This is a genomic window from Streptomyces sp. NPDC091371 (assembly GCF_040684275.1).
Lineage (GTDB): Bacteria > Actinomycetota > Actinomycetes > Streptomycetales > Streptomycetaceae > Streptomyces.
The window spans coordinates 72,587-96,851 of the sequence record NZ_JBFBFP010000002.1; the positions used below are offsets into that span (position 1 = coordinate 72,587).

Genomic DNA, 24,265 nt, shown 5'->3' on the forward strand with positions numbered 1-24,265 from the left:
TCCTGTCACTTGGTGCGATTATGCATTTACCAGACACGGTCCCGGGCAAACACCGCTGGACGATCAGGCGCGGATCGACGGCGGATCAGTCGCCTTCGCGACGCTCCCGCGTCTCCAGCAGCCGCCGCAGCGAATACAGCCGCGCCGGGTCCGCGTGGCCGTCCTCCACCCACTTGTCGAGCGCGCAGTCCTGCTCGTCGTGGCTGCACGCGCGCGGGCACTCCTCCGTCCCCGCAACCAGGTCCGGGAAGGCCAGGATCACCCGGGACGGGTCCACGTGGTGCAGCCCGAAGGAGCGCACGCCGGGCGTGTCGATGACCCAGCCGTCACCGGAGGGCAGCGGCAGCGCGAGCGCGGAGGTGGTGGTGTGCCGGCCGCGGCCGGTCACCGCGTTGACGTGGCCGGTGGCGCGCTGGCGGCCCTCGGCGACCAGCGAGTTGACCAGGGTGGTCTTGCCGACGCCCGAGTGCCCGACGAAGGCCGTGATCCGGCCGGTGAGGCGCTCGCGGACCCGGTCGGCGGCGTCGCCCGTCGCGAGTTCCTCGCGGTTGGTGACGACGTAGTTCAGGCCCAGCGTCGAGTAGATCTCCAGGATCTTGTCCGCGGAGGTCAGGTCGGACTTGGTGAGCACCAGCAGCGGCTCCAGCCCGGCGTCGTACGCCGCCACCAGGCAGCGGTCGATCATCCGGGGCCGCGGCTCCGGATCGGCCAGGGCCGTGACGATGGCCAGCTGGTCGGCGTTGGCGACGACCACCCGCTCGTACGGGTCGTCGTCGTCCGCGGTGCGGCGCAGTACGGACTTGCGCTCCTCGATCCGCACGATGCGGGCGAGGGTGTCCTTCTTGCCGGACAGGTCACCGACGATCCAGACCCGGTCCCCGACCACCGCCGCCTTGCGGCCCAGCTCCCTGGACTTCATGGCGGTGACGGTGCGGTCCTCGACCAGGCAGGTCAGCCGCCCGCGGTCGACGGTGAGGACGAAGCCCTCGGAGGCGTCCTCGTGCTTGGGCCGGATGCTGGTCCGCGGCCGGTTGCCCTTCGGGTTGGGCCGCTGGCGGATGTCGTCCTCGTCGGTGTGCTTGCCGTACCTGCGCATGGCGGGCCCTACGCTCCCGCTCCCGAGAGCATCTCTTCCCACATCTTCGGGAAGTCCGGCAGGGTCTTCGCGGTCGTCGCCACGTTCTCGATCTGCACGCCCTCCACCGCCAGGCCGATCACCGCGCCCGCGGTGGCCATCCGGTGGTCGTCGTACGTGTGGAACACGCCGCCGTGCAGCGGGCGCGGGCGGATGTGCAGGCCGTCCGCGGTCTCCGTGACGTCGCCGCCGAGCGCGTTGATCTCCTTGGTGAGCGCGGCCAGCCGGTCCGTCTCGTGCAGCCGCAGGTGCGCGACCCCGCGCAGCACCGACTCCGAGTCGGCCAGCGCGGCGACCGCCGCGATGCCCGGGGTGAGCTCGCCGACCTCGCTCAGGTCCACGTCGATGCCGTGGATCTTGCCGGTGCCGGTGAAGACCAGGCCCTCGTCGGTCAGCTCGCAGGAGCCGCCCATCTCCGTGAAGATGCGGCGCAGCGCGTCGCCGGGCTGCGTGGTGCGGCGCGGCCAGTCCGGGATGGTGACCGTGCCGCCGGTGATCAGCGCCGCGGCCATGAACGGCTGGGCGTTGGACAGGTCCGGCTCCACGACCATGTCGCGGCCCAGCAGCGCGCCGGGGGCGACCCGCCACACGTCCTTCTCGCCGCCGGCCTCGGGGGTGTCCACCTGGGCGCCCGCCGCGCGCAGCATCTCCACCGTCATCCGGATGTGCGGCATCGACGGCAGGTTGCCGCCCACGTGCCGGACCTCGACGCCCTGGTTGAAGCGCGGCGCGGACAGCAGCAGCGCCGAGACGAACTGCGAGGAGTTGGAGGCGTCGATCTCGACCGTGCCGCCCTCCAGGGCCCCGCCGCCCTGGACGGTCATGGGCAGCGCGCCCCGGCCGTCGTCGTCGATCCGGGCGCCGAGCGTGCGCAGGGCGGTGATGACCTGGCCGAGCGGGCGCTCGTAGGAGCGCGGGTCGCCGTCGAAGCGGATGTCGCCGTCGGCGAGGGTCGCCACGGGCGGCAGGAACCGCATGACCGTGCCCGCGTTGCCGACGTCCACGGTCGTCGGGCCGTGCAGGGCCGCCGGGATGATCCGCCAGGCCTCGCCGCTCTCGCCGTTGCCCGCGGAGCTGGAGGAGACGGTCTCCTCGATGCCCACGCCCATCGCGCGCAGCGCGTCCGACATCAGCTGGGAGTCGCGCGAGCGCAGCGGGCGGCGCACCCAGCCCGGCTCCGCGGCCAGCGCGGCCAGGACCAGGGCGCGGTTGGTGACGGATTTGGACCCCGGCACCGTGACGGTGGCGTGGACGGCCGCTTCGGCGAGCGGAGCGGGCCAGAGGGCGGGGAGCGCGGGGGTCTCGGTCATGGCCCCCACTTTAGTGGCTCCGCACGGCCCCGGATCTTGATCACCGCCCCACGGCCGGACCGTCTCAGAGGCCGAGAAGCCAGCGCCCGCCGCCGAGCAGCGAACACAGCGCGACCACGTGGAAGAAGAGCAGCCACACCACCGGATGCAGGTGGGTGAGCCGCCCCAGCTGGTCCGCGTCCGAGTCGGGCGCCCCACCGCGGCGGCGCTTGGCCCCCAGCTCGAACACCGGCCGGACCCCGCCCAGCAGCAGGAACCACACCACCCCGTACGCGAACACGGCCTGCACCTCGGCCGGCGCCTTCCAGGGCACCAGCACGAACGCGGCGCCGGTCAGCACCACCGTCAGCACCCCGTACGCGTTCCTGATCTTCACCAGCATCACCGCCAGCAGGGCGGTCGCCACCCACAGCAGCAGCGTGATCCGGTGCGCGGACAGCAGCAGCGCCCCGCCGAGCCCGAGCAGCGAGGGCGCCGTGTACCCGGCCGCGGCGGTCAGGATCATCCCCGGGCCCCTCGGCTTGCCCCGGCTGAGAGTGACCCCGCTGGTGTCGGAGTGCAGCCGGATCCCGTCGAGGCGGCGCCGGGTCAGCAGGGCCAGCAGCCCGTGTCCGCCCTCGTGGGCGATGGTGATGGCGTTGCGCGACAGCCGCCACACCGGGCGGAAGCCGACGACGGCCAGCGCGACCAGCCCGGTCGCGATGACCAGCCACTGCTCGGGCGCCGTCTGTATACCCGTGAGCCGGTCCCACAGGCCGGCCATCGTGCTGCTGTCCATGAAGTGGCGGACTCCTTGCGGTCGTGTTCGGGAGACATGGCAGTGTGGCAGGCATGTGCGGAAGGTATGCGGCCGGTCGTGGGCCCGAGGAACTGGTGGAGGCCTTCGGCATCGAGCGGTGGGAGCCGACGGAGACCCTGGCCCCCGACTGGAACGTGGCACCGACGAAAGAGGTCCACGTCGTCCTCGACCGTCCTTTGAAGGACGCTCCCGAGCGCGGTCCGGTTCGCCAGCTGCGCGTCCTGAAGTGGGGGCTGGTCCCCTCCTGGGCGCAGAACCCCGACGGCGCCGCCCGGATGATCAACGCCCGCTCCGAGACCCTCGCGGAGAAGCCCTCCTTCCGCCGCCCCTTCGCCCAGCGCCGCTGCATCGTCCCCGCCGACGGCTACTACGAGTGGGTCACCGCCCACGACGAGCGGCAGCTGGAGGTGGAGGGCAAGAAGAAGCGGGCCCGCAAGCAGCCCTACTTCGTCCTGCCCGCCGACGGCTCCGTCTTCGCCATGGCCGGGATATACGAGTTCTGGCGCGACCGGACCCTGCCCGACGGACACCCCCTCGCCTGGTGGGCCACCTGCTCCGTGATCACCACCGAGGCCGAGACCACCCCGCTGGCCGCGGGCCCGGCCGAGGGACCCCGCTCGCTCTCCGACATCCACCCGCGGATGCCGCTCATGCTCACCCCGGACCGCTGGGACGCCTGGCTGGACCCCGCGGACACCGACACCGAGGGCTCGCTGCGCGCACTCCTCGCGCCCCCGCCCGGCGGGCTGATGCGGGCCTACCCGGTGTCCACCGCCGCCAGCAACGTACGGAACAACGGGCCGGAGCTGCTGGCGGAGCTGGCCGCGCCGGAGGAGGGCACGCTCTTCTGACCCGGGTTCCGCTGCGGGCAGGATGGGAGTCATGAGCACCCGTACCGAGAGCGTGGACACCCCCGCGGGCGAGGCCCGGATCACCTGGCACACCGCCCGGAAGGCGAAGCTCGTGCTCGCCGCGAGCCACGGCGCGGGCGGCGGCATCGAGGCCCGTGACCTCCGGGCGCTCGCCGACGCCCTGCCCGCCCGCGGCATCACCGTGGCGCTGGTGGAACAGCCCTGGCGGGTCGCCGGGAAGAAGGTCGCCGCCGCGCCCAAGGTGCTGGACGAGGGCTGGCGCGGGCTCTGGCCGGCCCTCGCGAAGCCCGGCCTGCCGGTGGTCGCCGGCGGCCGCAGCGCCGGGGCCCGGGTGGCCTGCCGCACCGCCGTCGAACTCGGCGCGGCCGGGGTGCTGGCGCTGGCGTTCCCGCTGCACCCGCCGGGCAGGCCGGAGAAGTCCCGCGCCGAGGAGCTCACCGGGGCCGGGCGGCCCACCCTCGTGGTCCAGGGCGGCCGGGACCCCTTCGGGCGCCCCGAGGAGTTCCCCGCGGGCGACCACGCGCTGGTGGAGGTCCCGGGCGGCGACCACGGCTTCGCGGTGCCGAAGAAGGGCGACCTGACACAGGACGAAGCCCTCGCGGTGATCACCGAAGCGGTCGCGGAATGGCTCCTGGCGCTCCCCGTGTGAATCCCGCCACCCGAATCCCGCCGCCTGAATCCTCCCTTCCGAATCCTCTCCGAAACACGTCGGGTTCCCGGGAATGCGCCGCCCGGCCCGTCTGTTGTGCCGAATGTCGGTACGTACGGGAAATCGTCGGAGGAGAGGGAGCGCATGACCCAGGTCATCAGCCAGAGCCAGACGCATGCCGTTGACCTGGACTGGACGGTTCTGCCGGCGCCCAAGCGCAGCACGCTTCGGGCGGCGGAGGGCCGGGAAGGTCGACTATTCTCCGATTCGAGCGGATCCGCTTTCGGAGCCGCCACGCAGTCGGAGGAGGTGGGTCCTGTCGCTGGGACCGACGAAGGCCATGCGGAGGAGACGACCCAGGAGCGCAACGCGCGCTTCGAGCGGGACGCCCTCGGTTACCTCGACCAGATGTACTCGGCCGCCCTGCGCATGACGCGCAACCCGGCCGACGCAGAGGACCTGGTCCAGGAGACGTACGCGAAGGCGTACGCGTCGTTCCACCAGTTCCGCGAGGGCACCAACCTGAAGGCGTGGCTGTACCGCATCCTGACCAACACGTTCATCAACTCCTACCGCAAGAAGCAGCGCGAACCCCAGCGCAGCGCCGCGGAGGAGATCGAGGACTGGCAGCTAGCACGCGCCGAGTCGCACATGTCGACCGGACTGCGCTCCGCCGAATCGCAGGCACTCGACCACCTGCCCGATTCGGATGTGAAGGAAGCGCTCCAGGCCATTCCGGAGGAGTTCCGCATCGCGGTCTACCTTGCCGACGTAGAGGGCTTTGCGTACAAGGAGATCGCCGACATCATGGGTACACCCATCGGTACGGTCATGTCGCGACTGCACCGTGGCCGCCGTCAACTCCGCGGAATGCTGGAGGACTATGCCCGTGAGCGCGGGCTGGTGCCCGCCGGCGCGGGAGAGTCGAACGACCGGAAAGGCTCGGGCTCATGAGTTGCGGAGAGCCGCACGAGACGGACTGCTCTGAGGTCCTGGACCACCTTTATGAGTTCCTCGACCACGAGATGCCCGACAGTGACTGCACGAAGTTCGAGACACACTTCGGCGAGTGCAACCCCTGTCTGGAGAAGTACGGCCTGGAACAGGCCGTGAAGAAGCTGGTCAAGCGCTGCTGCGGGTCGGACGACGTGCCGACCGACCTGCGCTCGAAGGTGATGGGCCGGATCGAGCTGATCAGGTCGGGCCAGGCCGTGCCCGAACACGACATCACGGCAGAGAATCCGGTCACAGGCTGACCCGGCGGTCAGCAGTTTGAACAGCCGCCCCCGGAAGGGCACTTCGTTCACCCGAACGTGCTAATCCGGGGGCGTCCGCTCGGCGCAATCCGAAAATGTGGCCCACCTCGCTCGGGGCCCCACTTATTCTCCCCATTCGGTACTGGTTTGATTCGGTACCTGGCTTGCACGGCTCAGGGGGAGGAGAGCGCCATGCGGGTACTTCCGCCGACCGCGCGCGTCTACATCCTGTGCGCCGTCCTCGCGGCCGCGGCGTGCGCCGTCCCCGCCTTCACGCCCGGCAACGGCACCGCCGCCACGCACTGGACCGCCGTGGCCACGCTCGCCGTGCTCTACCTCGGCTGCGAGCTCGTCAAGATCTGCCCGCTGCTGGGCAGCCGGGTCCCCGAGGGCATCGGCGCCTTCTTCCCGGTGCTGCTGGCCGCCGTCTTCCTGCTCCCGCCCGCCGCCGCCGCGCTCGTGGCCCTTCCCGGCGGTCTCGCGGGAACCGTGCTCCAGCGGCCCGCCTGGGTGCGGCGCGTCTGGCACGGCGCACAGCACGCGATCGCCGCCTGGGCCGCCGGGCAGACGTACGCACTGCTGGGCGGCCCCGCCGCGCTGGGCGGAGGATCCTCCGCAGGCTCCGGACCGCCCGGCTGGGCGGCCGACTTCCCGTACGTGCTGCTCCCCGCGGCGGCCGCGGCCGTCGCCTTCTGCCTGGTGCTCACCGCCCTCGACGGGGGGATCCTGGCCGCCGCCGAACGACGCCCGGCCGTCACGGCCTGGCGCGGACTGCTCACCCGGTCCCTCGCCCCGCACTGCCTCCACGGCCTCGCCGGACTGATGATGGCCGTCATGTGGCGCAGCCCCTACGGGCTCCCGGCCGCACTCCTCGTGCTGCTGCCGATGTACATCTCCTGCTGGGTCTTCGCCCAGTACCACCGCGAGCGCGCCGCCCACCGGGCCACCATCCGCGCCCTCGTCCAGGCCGTCGACATCAAGGACCGCTACACCCGGGGCCACAGCGAGCGGGTCGGCCAGGCCTCCGCGATGATCGCCCGCGAGCTGGGCATGGCCGAGGACCGCCTCGAAGTCGTGCGCATCGCCGGGATCCTGCACGACGTCGGCAAACTCGGCGTCCCGACGCGGCTGCTGCGCAAGGACGGGCCGCTCACCCCCGAGGAGCGCCGGATCATCGAACTGCACCCCGAGTACGGGCACGAGATGGTGCGCGGCATCGGCTTCCTCGGCGAGGCCCGGGCCGCGATCCTGCACCACCACGAACGGGTCGACGGCTCGGGCTACCCGTACGGGCTGACCGGCGAGCAGATCCCGGTGCTGGCCCGGGTGGTGGCGGTGGCCGACGCCTTCGACGCGATGACCTCCACCCGCTCCTACAGCCGGGCCCGGCCGGTACGCACCGCCCTCGCCGAGCTGGAGCGGTGCGCGGGGGCCCAGTTCGACCCGGCGATGGTACGGGCCCTGGCCGAGGCCATCGGCCGGCACGGCTGGCACCCCGTGGTCACCTCCGACGAGGACCTCCAGGTCATCCCCGCCGTTGCTCCCGCCGCCGTTGCTCCCGCCGCAGGGGCGAACCGGGATCCGGGTGGCGCGGCGGGGGCGGCCCCCGGGCCGGGCCCCCTGGCCGGCCTCCCGGCCCAGGGCGCCGCTTCGCCCTCCGGCGCCGGGGCGCAGGCCGGGGTGCGGGTGGTGCCCGGGCAGGGGGCGGAGCCGGGCCGGGCCGCCGAGGGCTCCCGGGCCGAGAGCCCGGCGGCCGGGGGCGACGGCGGGCGTGTCAGGGGGGTCCAGTGAAGACGTGGGCCGTGTGGGGCGTGCGCGGGGCCGCCTGTGTGCTCACCGCCGTCGGGCTGGGGCACACCCTGTGGAACGGGCTCGTCGAACCCGGCATAGCCCTGGCCTTCGGCATCCTCATCGCCGTCGGCGAGCTCGCCCGCAGGGACCGGCGGGGCTCCGCCGAGCCCGTCGACCGGCAGCCCGCGCCCCTCGCCTCCGCCGGGGCCCTCGCGTACGCCCTGCTCGGCCAGAACGCCGGGCAGCCCACCCACCACGGGGTGCTCCAGATCGTGGCCGTCGTCGTCGCGGCCGCACTCGCCGGGATCGTCCCGCACGTCGCCCGCGGCCGCGGCCCCGCCCTCGACCACCTGTCCCGCCGGGTCCTCGCCGTCACCTTCGCCGCCGTCTGTTTCCAGCCGCTCTACAACTCGGGCCGACTGGGGGAGTGGGTCGGCCAGGGCCCGTACCTCGTCGTCTTCCTGCTCTGCCTCCTCGGGCTCACCGCCCTGTGCGACGCCGTGCTCGCCGCCGCGCTCGCCGGGGCCCGGACCGGCTGGCCGTACGGGCCCCTGCTGCGCGACGAGCTCAGGGCGCAGCTCGGCATCGGCTCGGCGATCTGCGCCACCGGCGTGGTGATGGCCCTCGGCGTGGCCGTGGCCGGCCTGTGGGCCGTCCCCGTCTTCAGCGTCCCCCTGCTGCTGACGCAGATGTCCTTCCACCGGATCACCGCGATCCGCACCACCTACCGCCAGACCATCACCTCCCTGGCCCGCGCCACCGAGATCGCCGGCTACACACCGCCCGGCCACGCCCGCCGGGTGGCCGCCCTGAGCTGCGCAGTCGGCCGCGAGCTGGGCCTGTCGCAGCGGGAGCTCACGGTGCTGGAGTACGCCGCGCTGATGCACGACATCGGCCAGCTCTCCCTCGTCGACCCGGTCCCGGCCGGGGCCACCGCCGAGCTGCCCGCCGCCGAGGCGCGCCGCATCGCCGAGCTGGGCGGGGAGGTCGCCCGGCAGACGGGCGTGCCCGCCGAGGTCGCGGTGGTGGTGGAGCGGCAGGCGGACCCGTACCGGGACCAGCCCGTCGCCGCCCGGATCGTGCGCGCGGTGAACGCGTACGACGACCTGGTCGGCGGGAGCCGTCACCCGGGCGGCTCACTGGCCGCCCTGGAGCACCTGCGGCTGGGCACCGGGCGCGACTACCAGCCCGAGGTCGTGGAGTGCCTGGCGAGGGTTCTGGCCAGGGGTGGGCGTGACAGAGTTGTTCCTGTCCCACCGGGGTAACCCATGGGTAATGAGCGGCCGTCCGAGTGGGCGTGGTTGGATGCCAGTAGGAGTGACCGTGGGAGTGTCCGCAAGGCTGCACCGTAGGACCGGCAGGCGGGAATCGTGAGGATCTTCGGGAAGGTACGGCATCGGCCCTCCGCCTCGTGGCGGCAGGCCACCGACCGCGCGTTCACGCTGATCGGCGACGGTCGGTACGAGGACGCGGGTGCGCTCCTGACCAGGGCCGCGGACCTGGAACCCTGGCTGTCCGAGTCCTGGTTCAACCTGGCCCTGCTGCACAAGTTCCGGCACGACTGGGAGCAGGCGCGGGCCGCCGGGCTCCGCGCCGTGGCCCTGCTGGACCGCGAGACCGGCGCCCCGGACTGGTGGAACGTCGGCATCGCCGCCACCGCCCTCCAGGACTGGCCGCTGGCCCGGCGGGCCTGGCAGGCGTACGGGCTGAAGGTGCCCGGGGACCCCCACGGCGGCGCCGGCGGCAATGCCCACAACGGCAAGAACAGCGGCGAGCCGGTCGGCATGGAGCTCGGCAGCGCCGCCGTCCGCCTCTCGCCCGAGGGCGAGGCCGAGGTGGTCTGGGGCCGCAGGCTGGACCCGGCCCGGCTGGAGGTCCTCTCGATCCCGCTGCCCTCCTCGGGGCGGCGCTGGGGCGAGGTCGTCCTGCACGACGGGGTCCCGCACGGCGAGCGGATCACCGCGGCCGGCCCCTCGTACCCCGTGTTCGACGAGATCGAGCTGTGGGCGCCGTCGCCGGTGCCGACCTGGGTGGTGCTGCTGGAGGCGGCCGGGGAGGCCGACCGGGACGCGCTGGAGCAGCTCGCCGCGGACGCCGGCTTCGCCGCCGAGGACTGGTCCTCGTCGGTGCGGCTGCTGTGCCGGACCTGCTCGGAGAGCGAGATGCCGAGCGACGAGGGCGACGGCGAGCACCTGGACCCGCACGACCACAGCGAACCGGGGCACCCCGGCCCGCTGGGGCACCGTACGGCCGGTTCGGGCTCGCTGTGGGTGCCCGAGCGCGAATGCGGCATCGCGGCTCCGGCAGGTCTGGTGCGCGGCCTGCTGGACGGCTGGGTCGCGGACAGCCCGGACACCCGCGAGTGGCGGGATCTCGAAGAAGTCTGCTGAGCCGGGGGCCGTGCGCTCACGTAGTTCCTCGGGCATCCGTAGCGATCGTGTGCGTCCTCGTCATGGGTGGTCGTGCTCTGTGGATACCGGATATGGGTTCGCGGGTCGAATGAGTGACCTTTCGTGGCGGGTGTCGTTGATCGGATGACAGCACCGGCGGCGTGAGGGGTGAGCAGTGGGGCGGAAGGTGCCGGTCGCCGAGGGCGAGACCACCCGCACCGCTTGTGCCCTTGGCCTGCTGCGGACGGGTGTGGATGAGGAGACCGGTGAACTACTGACGGTCTCAGTGCTGGCGGAACGTGTTGGCTGGATAGCCGATCTGGTCTCTGGCATGTCCGCCGCACTGCTGGTCGCACACTGGAATGCAGCCGATGTGGGAGTGCTCGCGTCCGGGGTGGACGGCGGGGGCAGGAGGCTGCCGTCGAACGCGTGGATGGCGCTGCGTCGTCTGGGCTGGAGCGCTGTGCCGCCCGAGGGCGTTCGGGTCAATGACAGGATCGTTCGCATGGCGCAGGAGCAGGCCGGGCGCTTGCTGCGGTCTGTGACGTGGCGTTCCGACTTGACCGCCGGGGTACTCGCGACCTGGCCCGCCGACCTGGGGAAGCGGACTTCGGACGAGTGGGACGCGGTACGCGCGGCGGTACCGGGCGGGCTCCATCTGCCGTCCAGCGTTATCAACTCCCGCACCCGGCAGATCGCCGCGTTCGTCAAAGAGCACGACCGGATGCCTGTTGACGTGTTCGAGGTGGAGAGCACGCCCAGGGCGGCGCGGGTGCTGCTGTTGTCGGCCTGTGACGGGCAGCAGGCCACCATCGAGCGGGCGGATGCGCCGGGCCGTGCACTGCTGCGTTTGCAGCTCCCGACCCGGCCCGATCCGCGTTCGTACCGGGATTGGACGTGGGTGTCCTGCCCCATCAAGCTACCGCCTACGATCCCCGCGGGTGCGGTGCTGCACCTGCCCACCCTCTGCCCGCACCAGGGGCGTGTCCGCGCCGATCTCGCGTATACCCACCCGGTGCCGAAAACGGCCCGCAGCGGGCACACGGTCGCGCTCGGTGTGGACTGGGGCCTGAACACCCTGCTCAGCGCGGGCGCGGTCCGCCTCCACGACGACGGCCGCATCACCGCACTCGGGTCCGGGGGCATGTTCCGGGCGGCCGGTGTCCTCGCCAAACAGCACCGGCTACGCCGACTGTCCGAGCATCTTCACACCAAGACCGGCCACTATCAGCGGCTCACGGCCGGAGACGAGCAGCACGTCCTGGCTGCCAAACACACCGCCCTGAGCAAGGAGTTCAGCCGGGTCTGCGCACGCCGGTCGAACCTCAACGACGCACTGGCCTGGGCCGCCGCCCGGTGGGCGGTCGACCAGGCGATCGCCGCCGGGGCGAGCGTCATCTACGTCGAAGACCTCCGCTCGATGGAAGCCCGTGGCTTGGGCCGCACCACCAACACCCGTCTCTCCCTGCAGGTACGCGGGCAGATCGTGGACCGCATGAGGCATCTGGCCGCCGAGATGGGCATAGCCGTCGTCACCGTCCCCGCCCGCAACACCTCCAAGCACTGCCCGCAATGCCTCACCCCACTACGGCACCGCAAAGCCCCCGACCGGCCCACCACACCCGGCTGGAAATGGGCCACCTGTCCCTCCTGCTCCTGGCAGGGAGACCGTGATCAGGGCGCCTGGCGGCGCATCGGATCACGAGGCCTCACCCACCAGACCAAAACCGTCTGCGACCGCACCACAGGCGACCTGGCCATCCGTACCGTCGTGGACACACTTGAAGCGGGCGCGGTCATCACCCCGACCGCGCCGAAGCCCCGCCGGAGGGACCGCTCCAAGACCGGACCCACCCGGCACAAGACAGCACGTCCGACGCCCAGGCGACGCCGGACACCCTCCCCTACCGGGCCGCAAGGTCCGGCAGGCCAGCGTCCGGAGGGACACGCTCATACGGACCGGCCCCGGCTGCCCCGCGCAGCCCACCGGCACCAGGACGTGACAACGATCAGCACACCCACCACCAGCCGACACCGGCCACAAGGGGCAGCACTGGGCGCGGGATTCCACCTCCACGCCCACGCCACCCCACCACGGTGGGAACACATCCTCGAACCAGACACCCAGTCCGGCTCGGGATCACTCAGCTGATCTGAGACGCTGTACGGGCACATCGGTGCCCATCGGTGGCCATCGGCGACCACCGGTGACTTGGACTTACGGAAGGCGTACGGCGGACATGTCGCAGCAGGAGAACGAGGTTGTCGAGATCGTGAACGACGGGTACGTCGTGGACACGGAGGACTGTGCCGAGCGCGAGCTCGCCCACCGTGAGCGCGGAACCGCCCGCCCGATCACCGTCGTCGGCAACCCGGTCCTGCACCGCGAGTGCAAGGACGTCACCGAGTTCGGCGACGAGCTGGCGCAGCTGATCGACGACATGTTCGCCAGCCAGAAGGCCGCCGAGGGCGTGGGCCTGGCCGCGAACCAGATCGGCGTGGACGCCAAGGTCTTCGTCTACGACTGCCCGGACGACGACGGCAACCGCCACACGGGTGTCGTGGTCAACCCGAAGCTCGTGGAGCTGCCGGCGGGCACCCGGGTCCTGGACGACTCGAACGAGGGCTGCCTGTCGGTCCCGACCGCCTACGCGTCGCTGGCCCGCCCGGACTACGCCGAGGTCGAGGGCCAGGACGCCCAGGGCAACCCGATCAAGGTACGCGGCACCGGTTACTTCGCGCGCTGCCTCCAGCACGAGACCGACCACCTGTACGGGTACCTGTACATCGACCGGCTCTCGAAGCGGGACCGCAAGGACGCCCTGCGGCAGATGGAAGAGGGCACCCCGCGCTACGAGACGGTCCCGAACGCCTGACCGCTCGCGCGACGCGCACCCACCCACGCACGCTCACGCAGGGCCCCGCTCCGACATCCCGGAGCGGGGCCCTGCGGCGTCCGTACACGGTCAGGCGACGGCCCGCGGGCCGCGGAAGGCACGCCGGAAGGAGTTCGGGGTGGTGCCCAGCGTCCGCAGGAAGTGGTGGCGCAGGGCGGCCGCGTTCCCGAAGCCGCAGCGGCCCGCGATGGCGTCGACGGTCTCGTCGGTGGTCTCCAGCAGCTCCTGGGCGAGCAGCACCCGCTGGCGCAGCACCCACTGGTAGGGAGTCGTGCCGGTCTCCTGGAGGAAGCGGCGGGCGAACGTACGCGGGGACATGTGCGCGCGCTCGGCGAGCTGCTCGACGGTGATCTCGTCCTCCAGGTGGCGGGCCATCCACGCGATCACCTCGCCCACGGTGTCGCAGGCCGTGCGCGGCAGCGGCCGCCGGATGAACTGGGCCTGCCCGCCGTCCCGGTGGGGCGGTACGACCATCCGCCGCGCGATGGTGTTGGCCACCTCGGAGCCCTGCTCCTGGCGGACGACGTGCAGGCACGCGTCGATCCCGGAGGCGGTGCCGGCCGAGGTGATCACCTGGCCCTCGTCCACGTACAGCACGTCGGGGTCGACCAGGGCGTGCGGGTAGCGGCGCATCAGGGTGGGCGCGTGCATCCAGTGCGTGGTGCACCGGCGGCCGTCGAGCAGCCCCGCCGCACCGAGCATGAAGGCACCGCTGCACACGCTCAGCAACCGCGCACCCCGGTCCACGGCCCGGTTCAGGGCGGCCAGCAGGGCCTCGGGATACTCCCGGGTGGGCGCCTCCCGGTCGGCGGGCAGACAGATCAGGTCCGCCTCCTCCAGCCGGTCCGGCCCGTAGGGGAGCGTGAGCCCGAAGATGCCGTCGCCGGCGGGCAGCGGATTGTCCTCCACCGCGCAGACGGCGAAGTCGTACGTAGGCAGGCCCATCGCACTGCGGTCGATCCCGAAGACCTCGCAGAAGATGCCCAGCTCGAAGGGGGCGACCCCGTTGACCACGGCCACGGCGACGTTGTTCAGAGGCATGACTCCAGTGTGGCAGTAATTCGCCTCTTCGTGACAGTCCTGCCACTGTTCGATCTTCGGCAGTCTCGCGAGAGTGGAGTCATGAACACGCTCGTGAACTACCTCGTCGTCCTCGCCGTCGCCGCACTCCTCCTCGGTCCCTCCCTGTACGGAATGGCCCGCGAACGCAGGATCGACCGGCAGCTGCGCGAAGCAGCTGCCGGCCGATCACAGCCAAAGGCCCGAAGGGCTCAGAAGTCCTCGTCCAGGTCGACGGTGCCCTCGACCGCGACCTGGTAGGCCGACGGGCGGCGCTCGAAGAAGTTCGTCAGCTCCTGGACGCCCTGCAGCTCCATGAAGGAGAACGGGTTCTGCGAGCCGTACACCGGCGCGAAGCCGAGGCGGACCAGGCGCTGGTCCGCGACGCACTCCAGGTACTCGCGCATCGACTCGGTGTTCATGCCCGGCAGGCCGTCGCCGCAGAGGTCGCGGCCGAACTGCAGCTCCGCTTCCACGGCCTCCTTGAGCATGTCGACGACCTGCTGCTGGAGTTCGTCGTCGAAGAGCTCCGGCTCCTCCTTGCGAACCGTGTCCACGACCTCGAAGGCGAAGTTCATGTGCATGGTTTCGTCCCGGAAGACCCAGTTCGTCCCGGTTGCCAGGCCGTGCAGCAGACCCCGAGAGCGGAACCAGTACACGTACGCGAAGGCGCCGTAGAAGAACAGGCCCTCGATGCACGCGGCGAAGCAGATCAGGTTCAGCAGGAAGCGGCGGCGGTCGGCCTGCGTCTCCAGGCGGTCGATCTTCTCGACCGAGTCCATCCACTTGAAGCAGAACTGCGCCTTCTCGCGGATGGAGGGGATCTCCTCGACCGCGTCGAAGGCCGCCGCGCGGTCGTCCGGGTCGGGCAGGTAGGTGTCGAGCAGCGTCAGGTAGAACTGGACGTGCACGGCCTCCTCGAACAGCTGGCGCGACAGGTACAGGCGCGCCTCCGGGGAGTTGATGTGCTTGTACAGGGTCAGGACGAGGTTGTTCGACACGATCGAGTCGCCCGTCGCGAAGAACGCGACCAGACGGCCGATCATGTGCTGCTCGGCCGGGGTCAGCTTCGCGAGGTCGGCGACGTCCGAGTGGAGGTCGACCTCCTCCACCGTCCAGGTGTTCTTGATCGCGTCCCGGTAGCGCTCGTAGAAGTCCGGGTAGCGCATCGGGCGGAGCGTGAGCTCGAAGCCCGGGTCCAGGAGGTTCTTGTCGGACTGGGTGGTGCTCATTACTGGCAGGCCTCGCAGGACTCGGGGTTCTCAAGGGAGCAGGCCAGCGCGTCGGCGTCGACGGCCTGCGGGAGGGCCACCGGAGCGGCGGTGGCGGCCTGCGCGGCGCGGGCGATCTTCGTCGCCGGGCGCGAGCGCAGGTAGTACGTGGTCTTCAGGCCCTGCTTCCAGGCGTACGCGTACATCGACGACAGCTTGCCGATGGTGGGCGTCTCCAGAAACAGGTTCAGGGACTGCGACTGGTCGAGGAAGGGGGTGCGCGCCGCGGCCATGTCGATCAGGCCGCGCTGCGGGATCTCCCACGCCGTGCGGTACAGCTCGCGGACCTCGGCCGGGATCCAGCCGAAGCCCTGGACCGAGCCGGAGGAGTCGCGCAGCGCCTCGCGGGTCTGGGCGTCCCACACGCCGAGCTGCTTCAGCTCGTCCACCAGGTAGCCGTTGACCTGGAGGAACTCGCCCGACAGGGTCTCGCGCTTGAAGAGGTTGGAGACCTGCGGCTCGATGCACTCGTACACGCCCGCGATCGAGGCGATCGTCGCCGTCGGGGCGATGGCGAGGAGGAGCGAGTTGCGCATGCCGGTCTTCGCGACGCGGGCGCGCAGCGCGTCCCAGCGCTCCGGCCAGTTCAGCTCGACGTCGTAGTGGTCCGGGTGCAGGACGCCGCGCGCGGTGCGGGTCTGCTCCCAGGCGGGCAGCGGGCCGCTGCGCTCGGCGAGGTCGCAGGAGGCCTCGTACGCGGCCAGCATGATGCGCTCGGAGAGCTTGGTGGACAGGGCCTTCGCCTCGGGGGAGTCGAAGGGCAGCCTCAGCTTGAAGAACACGTCCTGGAGGCCCATGGCGCCCAGGCCCACCGGACGCCAGCGGGCGTTGGAGCGGCCCGCCTGCTCGGTCGGGTAGAAGTTGATGTCCACCACGCGGTCGAGGAAGGTGACGGCGGTGCGGACGGTCTCGTCGATCCGCTCCCAGTCGATCCCGCCGTCGACGACGAAGGCGCCGAGGTTGACGGAGCCGAGGTTGCAGACGGCGGTCTCGCCGTCGTTGGTGACCTCGATGATCTCGGTGCAGAGGTTGGACGAGTGCACGACCGTGCCCGGCTCGGCGGTCTGGTTCGCCGTGCGGTTGGAGGCGTCCTTGAAGGTCATCCAGCCCTGGCCGGTCTGCGCGAGGGTGCGCATCATCCGGCCGTACAGGTCGCGGGCGGGCATGGTCTTGCGGGCCAGGCCCGACTCCTCGGCCTTGCGGTAGGCGGCGTCGAACGCGTCGCCCCACAGGTCGACCAGCTCGGGGACGTCGGCCGGCGAGAACAGCGACCAGTCGGCGTCGGCGTTCACGCGGCGCATGAACTCGTCCGGCACCCAGTGGGCGAGGTTCAGGTTGTGCGTACGGCGCTGGTCCTCACCGGTGTTGTCGCGGAGCTCCAGGAACTCCTCGATGTCCGCGTGCCAGGTCTCCAGGTAGACGGCGGCGGCACCCTTGCGGCGGCCGCCCTGGTTCACGGCGGCGACGGAGGCGTCGAGGGTCTTCAGGAACGGCACGATGCCGTTGGAGTGGCCGTTGGTGCCGCGGATCAGCGAACCGCGGGCGCGGATGCGGGAGTACGAGAGGCCGATGCCGCCCGCGTGCTTCGACAGCCGTGCGACCTGGTGGTAGCGGTCGTAGATCGAGTCGAGCTCGTCCAGCGGGGAGTCCAGCAGGTAGCAGGAGGACATCTGCGGGTGCCGGGTGCCGGAGTTGAAGAGGGTGGGGGAAGAGGGGAGGTAGTCGAGGCGGCTCATCAGCCGGTAGAGCGAGGCGACTTCCTCGACGGCCTGGACGCTCTCGTCGGCGGCGAGACCGCAGGCCACGCGCAGCATGAAGTACTGCGGGGTCTCGATCACCTGGCGGGTGATGGGGTGGCGCAGCAGGTAGCGGCTGTGCAGGGTGCGCAGGCCGAAGAAGCCGAAGCGGTCGTCGGCGCCCTCGGCGAGGGTGTGCTCGACCAGCGCGTCCAGGCGGGCCGCGTGGGCCGTCACGAACTCGGCCGTGCGGTCGGCGATCAGCCCCTCGCGGTGGCCGACGGCGACGGAGCCGGAGAAGGAGGTGGAGCCCTGGCCGGCGGCCTCGTCGCGGACGGCCAGCGTCAGCAGGCGGGCGGCGAGCTTGGAGTACGCCGGGTCCTCGGAGATCAGGCCGGCGGCGGCCTCGGTGGCCAGGCCGCGCAGTTCGGCGTCGTCGGCGGCGGCGCTGCGGCCGCGCAGCGCGGCGGCGGCGACCCGGCCGGGGTCGGTGTCGGGGAGGTCCGCCGTCAGTTCGGTGAGGGTACGCAGCAGCGTGGCCCCCGGGCCCTCGGTGTTGTCGCCAGAAACGGACTCGGCGCGCGGTGCGGAAGGCGCGATGGTCACGGCGGGAGCTCTCCCTCGCTCGGCCCGGTCGACGGCGGGCGGGCGCGGGGCAGCGCATGCGGGCGTGGCAGGAACGCGTACACCGCATGGCGTCCACCGGCCCAACCGCGAGGCCCGGACGTATCGGCACCCGGTTCGGTCGACCCGGATGCACCGTCGGCAGGTCCTCGGACTTTTCATACCGTTGCGGGACAGTTCCGGATTCACACCGGATTCCCCTGCGGCGACAGCAGGCATGAGCATACATGTGGGGGGCCGCGTCTGCGCGACCCCCCACATGTTGTGTCGGCGCGGCTACAGCTCCAGGCGGTAGGTGAGCAGCGTCAGGCCGGGAACCGGCGCCCAGTCCCGTTCTGGCATGCGGACGAAGCCGAGCCGCTCGTAGATCCGCTGGGCGCCGGTCATGCTGCGCTGCGTGGAGAGCACCAGGTGCGTGATGCCCGGCAGCTCCCGGGCGCGGGCCATGCACGCGCGCACCAGGGCCTCGCCCGTGCCGCGTCCGCGCGCCTCGCGGGAGACGGCCAGCATGCGGAATTCGGCCTCGCCGGGCCCGGCGACGTCGGCCAGCGGGCTCCCGGGCGGGGCGAAGGTCACCCCGCCGAGCAGCACGCCCTCATCGACGGCCACGAGCACCTCCCCGTCGGAGGCCCGCCCGGCGACATCGCGGAGCACGGCCACGTAGAACGCCTCGCCGGAGCCGAGGAGCCCGTCGCCCAGGTAGGCCTGCGCGGTGATCTCGCCGAGCTGTTCGTATTCGGCGGGCAGTGCCGCCCTGATCACGATGTCCATGCGGTCGAGTGTGCAGGACGGGTGTCGGTGCCCGGCGCTATGGTCGGAATCAGCACCGTCCAGGAAGGCGAGCGAGGCATGAGCGTCATGACCGAACGTCCCCACATGTCGACCGAGCGCTTCGAACACCTGGCCCGCATAGCCGCCCGCGAGGAGGAGGGGCTGCGACTGGAATTCATCGGTGGGGTGCTGAGGAGCAAGGCCATGCCTGACGGGGACCACGGGCGGATCATTCTGTGGCTGACGCGAATCTGTATGCAGCATCACCCGGACTTCTGGCTGCACCCGGGGCAGGGGATCAAGGCGGAACAGTACCGAGAGGGTCGTGCCATTCCGGACGGGGTTCTGGCGCACGAGGACGCGTTCGTGGGGCAGGGCGACTGGGTGGATCCGGGCCCGATCCTGATGGCCGTCGAGGTGACCTCCTGGGACTCCGACACCGAGCGGCGCGACCGGATCGAAAAGCCGCGTGCTTACGCGGAGACCGGTATCCCCGTCTACCTGCTCATCGACCGGCTCAAGTGCCAGGTCGTCGTCCACAGCGACCCGGATGGCACCGGCTACGAAACCGTACGCACCGTTCCCTTCGGCAGGGAAGTACAGCTCCCCGACCCCGTCGGCATCAACCTCCAGACTGAGCCCCTCAAGGACTGGGTGCGCTGAACACGCCGAAGGGCCCCGCCGATGGAAGCGGCGGGGCCCTTCACGCATCGTTCAGCAGCAGCGGAAGCCCTCGCGGGGGTCCGCCTCGCGGGCGTCGGTGCGGGCGCGTTCGAACTCGCGCCGGGTCGGGACGGCCGTCTGCGGGTCGTGGGAGCGGGCATGGGCGACGTACCGGTCGTAGGCCGCCTCGCCCGAGAACTCCCGTACGAAGTACCGGGCGCGGGCCAGCGCGCCGCGCAGGGTCATGACGCGGCCGGTTCCTTGACCCGGCCGCCGCCCGAGTCCAGGCCCGCCGCGGCGAGTTCGGCCCGCTCGGCCGCGGTCGGGATCAGCCCGGCCGGGGCGATGATCTTCGACTCGGTCCACGGGACCTCGGAGAGGCGTACCGACTCCGGGTTGGCGACGGCCTTGAGGCAGGTCCGGGCGGCGTCGGCCAGCACGATGATGATCAGCACCGCGAACAGCGCGGACAGCACGCCGTCCACCGTGGCGTTGGTGACCACGGTGTGCATGTCGTCCATGTTCTTGGCGGGCGGCAGCACCTTGCCCGCGTCGATCCCGCCCTGGTACTTGTCGCGCTGCGCGAAGAAGCCGACCTTCACGTCGTCCGAGAAGACCTTCTGGTAGCTCGCGGTGAGCGTCACGGCCACGTCCCACGCCAGCGGAACACCCGTCACCCAGGCCCACTTGAGCCGGCCGGACTTGACCAGCAGCGTGGTGCAGACGGCCAGGGCGACGGCCGCGAGCAGCTGGTTCGCGATGCCGAACAGCGGGAAGAGCTGATTGATGCCGCCCAGCGGGTCCTTGATGCCGACCCACAGGAAGTAGCCCCAGCCGCCGACGACGACGGCGCTCGCGAGCCACACGCCCGGCTTCCAGCTGACGTTCTTGAAGGACTTGTGCACGTTGCCGAGGGTGTCCTGGAGCATGAAGCGTCCGACGCGCGTGCCCGCGTCGACGGTCGTCAGGATGAACAGGGCCTCGAACATGATGGCGAAGTGGTACCAGAAGGCCTTCATTCCCGCGCCGCCGATCACGGACGAGAAGATCTCCGACATTCCGAGTGCGAACGTCGGCGCGCCGCCGGTACGGGAGAGCAGGCTCGCCTCCTCGACCTCCTTCGCGGCCAGCGCGAGGGCGTCCGGGGTGATGGCGAAGCCGAAGTTCGAGACCGCCTGCGAGGCGGTCTGGACCGTGGTGCCGATGACTCCGCCGGGGGAGTTCACCGCGAAGAACAGGCCGGGATCGATGATGGTGGCCGCGATCATCGCCATGATGGCGACGAAGGACTCGGTGAGCATCGCGCCGTAGCCGATGACCCTGACCTGGGTCTCCTTCTGGATCATCTTCGGGGTGGTGCCCGAGGAGACCAGCGAGTGGAAGCCGGACAGGGCTCCGCACGCGATGGTGATGAAGACGAAGGGGAACATCGAACCGGCGAAGACCGGGCCGTCGCCGCGGGTCGCGAAGTCGGTGACCGCGGGCATCTTCAGCGTCGGCATGGCGATGACCACGCCCAGCGCCATCAGGGCGATGGTGCCGATCTTCATGAAGGTGGAGAGGTAGTCGCGGGGCGCGAGCAGCATCCACACCGGCAGCACCGACGCGAAGAAGCCGTACCCGATCATCCAGAGGACGAGGGTCTCCTTCTCCAGCGTGAAGGTGGAGGCGAGGGAGGACTCGGCGACCCAGCCGCCCGCGACGATGGCGAGCAGCAGCAGCGCGACGCCGATGACGGAGACCTCGGTGACCCGGCCCGGCCGCAGCACGCGCAGGTAGAAGCCCATGAAGAGGGCGATCGGGATGGTCATGCCGATGGAGAAGACGCCCCACGGGGAGTGCGCCAGGGCGTTCACGATGACCAGGCCGAGCACCGCCAGCAGGATGATCATGATGGTGAACACGGCGATCAGGGCGGCGACTCCGCCGACCGGGCCGATCTCGTCACGGGCCATCTGGCCGAGCGAGCGGCCGTCGCGGCGGGTGGAGAAGAACAGCGTGACCATGTCCTGGACGGCGCCGGCGAAGATGACGCCCGCGACGATCCAGATGGTGCCCGGCAGGTAGCCCATCTGCGCGGCGAGCACGGGGCCGACGAGCGGGCCGGCGCCGGCGACGGCGGCGAAGTGGTGGCCGAAGAGCACGCGCCGGTCGGTGGGGTGGAAGTCGACACCGTTGTCAAGGCGTTCCGCGGGGGTGGCCCGGGTGGGGTCCACCTTCAGGACGCGGTGCGCGATGAAGCGCGCGTAGAAGCGGTAGCCGATCGCGTAGGAGCCGACCGCGGCGGCGAGCAGCCAGGCGGCGGAGATCTCCTCGCCGCGGGAGATGGCGAGCACGCCCCAGGCGATGGCGCCGATCAGTGCGACGAGTACCCATACGGCGATGGACTTCGGAGAGGGCGAGCCGGGCGCGGTGCCCGGACTCGCCACGTCTTCTTGTGTTCCGGCCTGTTGTGTTCCTGTTGCTTCCGGTTCAGGCATGACCCTCGTCCCCTCGTCGATCATCTGCGTAAGCGCAGGGAATCTACGGGGGATTGCCCGGTGAGCGTAAGACCCCGTCCGCATAGCGGTATGGGGCAACTACCCGGCGGCGGCCGTCAGACGGCGGGGCGCTTGAGCCTGGCCACGAACTTGTACCGGTCGCCGCGGTACACGGACCGCACCCACTCCACCGGCTCGCCGTCGGCGTCCAGGGAGTGCCGGGAGAGCATCAGCATCGGCAGGCCGACGTCGGTGCCGAGCAGGCCGGCCTCGCGCGGGGTGGCCAGCGAGGTCTCGATGGTCTCCTCGGCCTCGGCCAGGTGGACGTCGTACACCTCGGCCAGCGCGGTGTAGAGGGAGGTGTACTTGGCGAGCGAACGGCGCAGCGCGGGGAAGCGCTTGGCCGAGAGGTGGGTGGTCTCGATGGCCATCGGCTCGCCGCTGGCGAGGCGCAGCCGCTCGATGCGCAGCACCCGCCCGCCGGTGGTGATCTTCAGCAGTCCGGCGAGGGTGTCGTCAGCCGTCACGTAGCCGATGTCCAGGAGCTGGGAGGTCGGTTCCAGTCCCTGGGCGCGCATGTCCTCCGTGTAGGAGGTGAGTTGCAGGGCCTGGGAGACCTTGGGCTTGGCGACGAAGGTGCCTTTGCCCTGGATCCGTTCCAAACGTCCCTCTACGACCAGTTCCTGGAGGGCTTGGCGGACCGTGGTCCGCGAGGTGTCGAACTCGGCCGCGAGCGTGCGCTCCGGCGGGACCGGCGTGCCGGGCGGCAGGGTCTCGGTCATGTCGAGCAAGTGCCGCTTGAGTCGGTAGTACTTGGGTACACGCGCCGTGCGAGTGGCCGCCCCGCCTTCCGGCTCCGTGATCGCCCCTTCGGTGGCCATCGCCGCCCGCCTTCCCGACTCCAGTTTCGCTGCCGTCACCGGCTCCTCCGATATGTGCGGTCACATCGTGACACGTGCGGGGGGACAGGCCTTCTCCCTGTCCAGGTGTCGGTCCGATAACGGACCGACCGCCCGCTCATTAGACCCTTGACACCCCTAAAGGTCTAGGCCAAGCTCCAGCTACTGGTCTACACCAATATGGATCAGATCCCGGCCCCACGGGCAGTACTTGGTACGTCACCGCGGCGGGCGAGGGAAGTTGCAGGCAGCATCCCTGAGGAGGGTGGCGTGAAGCGCAAGCTCATCGCGGCGGTCAGTGTCGCGGGCATGATGGTCGGAGTCGCGGCGTGCGGCAACGGCAGCGACGACAAGGCGAAGGCCGACGCGGGTGGCGCCAAGGAGATCACCGTCTGGCTGATGGACGGTTCCGCGCCGAAGGCCTGGCTCGACGAGGTCAACAAGGAGTTCGCGGCCAAGCACCCCGGCGTCACGGTCAAGGTCGAGGAGCAGAAGTGGAAGGGCATCCAGGAGAAGGTCACCACGGCCCTCTCCGAGAACACCCCTCCGGACGTCATTGAGCTCGGCAACACCCAGACCGCCGGCTACGCGGTCACCGGCGGCCTCGCCGACCTGACCAAGGACAAGGCCAAGCTCGGCGCCGACGCCTGGTCCAAGGGCATGATGGCCTCGTCCGAGATCGACGGCAAGCTCTACTCCGCCCCCTGGTACGCCGCCAACCGCGTCGTCGTGTACGACAAGAAGGCCTTCGAGAAGGCCGGCGTCACCCCGCCGAAGACCCGCGACGAGTGGCTGGCCGGCCTGGAGAAGCTGAAGGCGGCCGACCCGGCCTCGCAGCCGATCTACCTGCCCGGCCAGAGCTGGTACGTCCTCGCCGGCTTCGTCTGGGACGAGGGCGGCGACCTGGCCGTCAAGGACGGCGGCAAGTGGAAGGGCCAGCTGAGCACCCCGCAGGCCGCCTCCGCGATGGACTTCTACAAGAAGCTCCAGTCCTTCTCCACCGCCCCGAAGGACAAGGACGAGGCCACCCCGCAGCAGTCCACCGACATCATCCCCAAGGGCGGCGTCGCCTCCTGGATCGGTCTCGGCTGGGAGGCCTCCGGAGCCGAGAAGGCGCTGAAGGACGCGGGCAAGGAAGCCGACTTCGGCTACTTCCCGATCCCGGGCAAGACCGCCGACAAGCCGGGCACCGTCTTCCTCGGCGGCTCGAACCTCGCCGTGTCCGAGCGCTCCAAGAACAAGGAGCTCGCCAAGGAGTGGCTGGCCCTCGCCGCCGGCAAGGACCAGATGACCAAGTACGCCGCCGAGACCAAGGGCGCGCTGCTCCCGAACCAGGTCGGCGCGAACTTCGCCACCACCCCGGGCTCCTTCGCCGAGTCGATGGCCAAGGCCGGCGCCAACGGCAAGATCACCCCGGTCACCGCGGGCTGGGCGAACGTCGAGACCGAGCCGAACCCGATCAAGGAGTTCATGACCAAGGTCCTGAACGGTGAGGACGCCGCCAAGGCGGGCGCGGCAGCGGACGCGGAGATCGCGAAGCGCATCAACCAGTAACACCACCCCGCAGTACGAGCAGTACGAGCAGTACGAGCAGTACCAGCAGCACCCGCTGTACCCAGCAGTGTGAACGCACCGGGGGGTGTGGCAGGCGCCCAGGCGCCTG

The 24,265-nt window shown here is 71.0% G+C and carries 22 protein-coding genes and 1 riboswitch; of the genes, 12 read left to right on the forward strand and 10 right to left on the reverse strand.

All coding sequences use genetic code 11. The features are described 5' to 3' along the window. Positions 1-85 precede the first annotated feature (85 nt). From rsgA to AB0O21_RS03225, 3 genes are all read right to left on the reverse strand, one after another. The gene (gene rsgA / locus AB0O21_RS03215; RefSeq protein WP_365165564.1) at positions 86-1,096 is read right to left on the reverse strand and encodes a ribosome small subunit-dependent GTPase A; all 1,011 of its coding nucleotides are present in this window, start codon (positions 1,094-1,096) and stop codon (positions 86-88) included. A gap of 8 nt (positions 1,097-1,104) precedes the next feature. Continuing rightward, entirely contained in the window at positions 1,105-2,445 is a 1,341-nt protein-coding gene (gene aroA, locus AB0O21_RS03220; RefSeq protein WP_365165566.1) for a 3-phosphoshikimate 1-carboxyvinyltransferase, read from the reverse strand. 64 nt (positions 2,446-2,509) lie between these two features. Next, entirely contained in the window at positions 2,510-3,223 is a 714-nt protein-coding gene (locus AB0O21_RS03225) for a M50 family metallopeptidase (RefSeq protein ID WP_365165568.1), read from the reverse strand. 53 nt (positions 3,224-3,276) lie between these two features. On the opposite strand from AB0O21_RS03225, the gene AB0O21_RS03230 reads away from it, so the two are divergent. The 9 genes from AB0O21_RS03230 to def all read left to right on the forward strand — a co-directional run bounded on the left by AB0O21_RS03230 (position 3,277) and on the right by def (position 13,078). Continuing rightward, complete coding sequence (locus tag AB0O21_RS03230) at positions 3,277-4,095, forward strand: SOS response-associated peptidase (RefSeq protein WP_365165570.1); 819 nt, start codon at positions 3,277-3,279, stop codon at positions 4,093-4,095. A 31-nt stretch (positions 4,096-4,126) separates the two neighbouring features. Continuing rightward, positions 4,127-4,765 carry an alpha/beta family hydrolase gene (locus AB0O21_RS03235; RefSeq protein ID WP_365165572.1) on the forward strand — a complete coding sequence of 213 codons (639 nt, stop codon included), beginning with the start codon at positions 4,127-4,129 and terminating at the stop codon, positions 4,763-4,765. Positions 4,766-5,074: 309 nt separating this feature from the next. Further along, on the forward strand, positions 5,075-5,719 hold the full coding sequence (locus AB0O21_RS03240) for a sigma-70 family RNA polymerase sigma factor (protein ID WP_365166352.1): 645 nt from the start codon (positions 5,075-5,077) through the stop codon (positions 5,717-5,719). Further along, complete coding sequence (rsrA, locus tag AB0O21_RS03245; protein WP_365165574.1) at positions 5,716-6,021, forward strand: mycothiol system anti-sigma-R factor; 306 nt, start codon at positions 5,716-5,718, stop codon at positions 6,019-6,021. The genes AB0O21_RS03240 and rsrA overlap by 4 nt, the downstream gene beginning before the upstream one ends. Positions 6,022-6,213: 192 nt before the next feature. Further along, a complete protein-coding gene (locus AB0O21_RS03250) occupies positions 6,214-7,812 on the forward strand; it encodes an HD-GYP domain-containing protein (RefSeq protein WP_365165577.1) in 1,599 nt (532 codons plus the stop codon). Beyond that, the gene (locus tag AB0O21_RS03255; protein ID WP_365165579.1) at positions 7,809-9,077 is read left to right on the forward strand and encodes an HD domain-containing protein; all 1,269 of its coding nucleotides are present in this window, start codon (positions 7,809-7,811) and stop codon (positions 9,075-9,077) included. Before AB0O21_RS03250 ends, AB0O21_RS03255 begins: the two co-directional genes overlap by 4 nt. 105 nt (positions 9,078-9,182) lie before the next feature. Beyond that, positions 9,183-10,202, forward strand: a complete 1,020-nt coding sequence (locus tag AB0O21_RS03260) for a hypothetical protein (RefSeq protein ID WP_365165581.1) — start codon at positions 9,183-9,185, stop codon at positions 10,200-10,202. A gap of 187 nt (positions 10,203-10,389) precedes the next feature. Further along, positions 10,390-12,354 (forward strand): zinc ribbon domain-containing protein, encoded by a 1,965-nt coding sequence (locus AB0O21_RS03265; protein ID WP_365165583.1) that lies wholly within the window; start codon positions 10,390-10,392, stop codon positions 12,352-12,354. 88 nt (positions 12,355-12,442) lie between these two features. Beyond that, on the forward strand, positions 12,443-13,078 hold the full coding sequence (def, locus tag AB0O21_RS03270) for a peptide deformylase (protein ID WP_365165586.1): 636 nt from the start codon (positions 12,443-12,445) through the stop codon (positions 13,076-13,078). Between the two features lie 90 nt (positions 13,079-13,168). On the opposite strand, the gene AB0O21_RS03275 is transcribed toward def, so the two are convergent. Next, positions 13,169-14,140, reverse strand: a complete 972-nt coding sequence (locus AB0O21_RS03275) for a helix-turn-helix domain-containing protein (RefSeq protein ID WP_365165588.1) — start codon at positions 14,138-14,140, stop codon at positions 13,169-13,171. Positions 14,141-14,221: 81 nt separating this feature from the next. Here AB0O21_RS03275 and AB0O21_RS03280 point away from each other — a divergent pair, with 81 nt between their 5' ends. Next, positions 14,222-14,419, forward strand: a complete 198-nt coding sequence (locus AB0O21_RS03280) for a hypothetical protein (RefSeq protein ID WP_365165590.1) — start codon at positions 14,222-14,224, stop codon at positions 14,417-14,419. Here the strand turns inward: AB0O21_RS03280 and AB0O21_RS03285 are convergent. The 3 genes from AB0O21_RS03285 to AB0O21_RS03295 all read right to left on the reverse strand — a co-directional run bounded on the left by AB0O21_RS03285 (position 14,371) and on the right by AB0O21_RS03295 (position 18,560). Continuing rightward, on the reverse strand, positions 14,371-15,390 hold the full coding sequence (locus AB0O21_RS03285; RefSeq protein ID WP_365165592.1) for a ribonucleotide-diphosphate reductase subunit beta: 1,020 nt from the start codon (positions 15,388-15,390) through the stop codon (positions 14,371-14,373). The two genes, AB0O21_RS03280 and AB0O21_RS03285, sit on opposite strands and share 49 nt — an antisense overlap. Further along, positions 15,390-17,771, reverse strand: a complete 2,382-nt coding sequence (locus AB0O21_RS03290; protein WP_365165594.1) for a ribonucleoside-diphosphate reductase subunit alpha — start codon at positions 17,769-17,771, stop codon at positions 15,390-15,392. The genes AB0O21_RS03285 and AB0O21_RS03290 overlap by 1 nt, the downstream gene beginning before the upstream one ends. Before the next feature lie 140 nt (positions 17,772-17,911). Beyond that, positions 17,912-18,021, reverse strand: a riboswitch (cobalamin riboswitch). A 44-nt stretch (positions 18,022-18,065) separates the two neighbouring features. After that, positions 18,066-18,560, reverse strand: a complete 495-nt coding sequence (locus tag AB0O21_RS03295; protein ID WP_365165596.1) for a GNAT family N-acetyltransferase — start codon at positions 18,558-18,560, stop codon at positions 18,066-18,068. A 78-nt stretch (positions 18,561-18,638) separates the two neighbouring features. Between AB0O21_RS03295 and AB0O21_RS03300 the strand changes: the two genes are divergently transcribed. Next, entirely contained in the window at positions 18,639-19,223 is a 585-nt protein-coding gene (locus tag AB0O21_RS03300) for a Uma2 family endonuclease (protein ID WP_365166355.1), read from the forward strand. 51 nt (positions 19,224-19,274) lie between these two features. Here AB0O21_RS03300 and AB0O21_RS03305 read toward each other — a convergent pair whose 3' ends face one another. The 3 genes from AB0O21_RS03305 to AB0O21_RS03315 form a co-directional block, all read right to left on the reverse strand. Continuing rightward, on the reverse strand, positions 19,275-19,469 hold the full coding sequence (locus AB0O21_RS03305) for a YbdD/YjiX family protein (protein ID WP_365165598.1): 195 nt from the start codon (positions 19,467-19,469) through the stop codon (positions 19,275-19,277). Next, a complete protein-coding gene (locus tag AB0O21_RS03310; protein ID WP_365165601.1) occupies positions 19,466-21,703 on the reverse strand; it encodes a carbon starvation CstA family protein in 2,238 nt (745 codons plus the stop codon). Before AB0O21_RS03310 ends, AB0O21_RS03305 begins: the two co-directional genes overlap by 4 nt. Positions 21,704-21,819: 116 nt before the next feature. Then, the gene (locus AB0O21_RS03315) at positions 21,820-22,584 is read right to left on the reverse strand and encodes a GntR family transcriptional regulator (protein ID WP_215015257.1); all 765 of its coding nucleotides are present in this window, start codon (positions 22,582-22,584) and stop codon (positions 21,820-21,822) included. A gap of 288 nt (positions 22,585-22,872) precedes the next feature. On the opposite strand from AB0O21_RS03315, the gene AB0O21_RS03320 reads away from it, so the two are divergent. Continuing rightward, the gene (locus AB0O21_RS03320; protein WP_365165604.1) at positions 22,873-24,156 is read left to right on the forward strand and encodes an extracellular solute-binding protein; all 1,284 of its coding nucleotides are present in this window, start codon (positions 22,873-22,875) and stop codon (positions 24,154-24,156) included. Positions 24,157-24,265: the final 109 nt, after the last annotated feature.

What these genes read in the sequence shown, in the direction of transcription:
- rsgA (WP_365165564.1), bottom strand. Translation starts at nt 1,096, where the DNA reads ATGCGCAGGTACGGCAAGCACACCGACGAGGACGACATCCGCCAGCGG.
- aroA (WP_365165566.1), bottom strand. Translation starts at nt 2,445, where the DNA reads ATGACCGAGACCCCCGCGCTCCCCGCCCTCTGGCCCGCTCCGCTCGCC.
- AB0O21_RS03225 (WP_365165568.1), bottom strand. Translation starts at nt 3,223, where the DNA reads ATGGACAGCAGCACGATGGCCGGCCTGTGGGACCGGCTCACGGGTATA.
- AB0O21_RS03230 (WP_365165570.1), top strand. Translation starts at nt 3,277, where the DNA reads ATGTGCGGAAGGTATGCGGCCGGTCGTGGGCCCGAGGAACTGGTGGAG.
- AB0O21_RS03235 (WP_365165572.1), top strand. Translation starts at nt 4,127, where the DNA reads ATGAGCACCCGTACCGAGAGCGTGGACACCCCCGCGGGCGAGGCCCGG.
- rsrA (WP_365165574.1), top strand. Translation starts at nt 5,716, where the DNA reads ATGAGTTGCGGAGAGCCGCACGAGACGGACTGCTCTGAGGTCCTGGAC.
- AB0O21_RS03250 (WP_365165577.1), top strand. Translation starts at nt 6,214, where the DNA reads ATGCGGGTACTTCCGCCGACCGCGCGCGTCTACATCCTGTGCGCCGTC.
- def (WP_365165586.1), top strand. Translation starts at nt 12,443, where the DNA reads ATGTCGCAGCAGGAGAACGAGGTTGTCGAGATCGTGAACGACGGGTAC.
- AB0O21_RS03275 (WP_365165588.1), bottom strand. Translation starts at nt 14,140, where the DNA reads ATGCCTCTGAACAACGTCGCCGTGGCCGTGGTCAACGGGGTCGCCCCC.
- AB0O21_RS03280 (WP_365165590.1), top strand. Translation starts at nt 14,222, where the DNA reads ATGAACACGCTCGTGAACTACCTCGTCGTCCTCGCCGTCGCCGCACTC.
- AB0O21_RS03285 (WP_365165592.1), bottom strand. Translation starts at nt 15,390, where the DNA reads ATGAGCACCACCCAGTCCGACAAGAACCTCCTGGACCCGGGCTTCGAG.
- AB0O21_RS03295 (WP_365165596.1), bottom strand. Translation starts at nt 18,560, where the DNA reads ATGGACATCGTGATCAGGGCGGCACTGCCCGCCGAATACGAACAGCTC.
- AB0O21_RS03300 (WP_365166355.1), top strand. Translation starts at nt 18,639, where the DNA reads ATGAGCGTCATGACCGAACGTCCCCACATGTCGACCGAGCGCTTCGAA.
- AB0O21_RS03305 (WP_365165598.1), bottom strand. Translation starts at nt 19,469, where the DNA reads ATGACCCTGCGCGGCGCGCTGGCCCGCGCCCGGTACTTCGTACGGGAG.
- AB0O21_RS03310 (WP_365165601.1), bottom strand. Translation starts at nt 21,703, where the DNA reads ATGCCTGAACCGGAAGCAACAGGAACACAACAGGCCGGAACACAAGAA.
- AB0O21_RS03315 (WP_215015257.1), bottom strand. Translation starts at nt 22,584, where the DNA reads ATGGCCACCGAAGGGGCGATCACGGAGCCGGAAGGCGGGGCGGCCACT.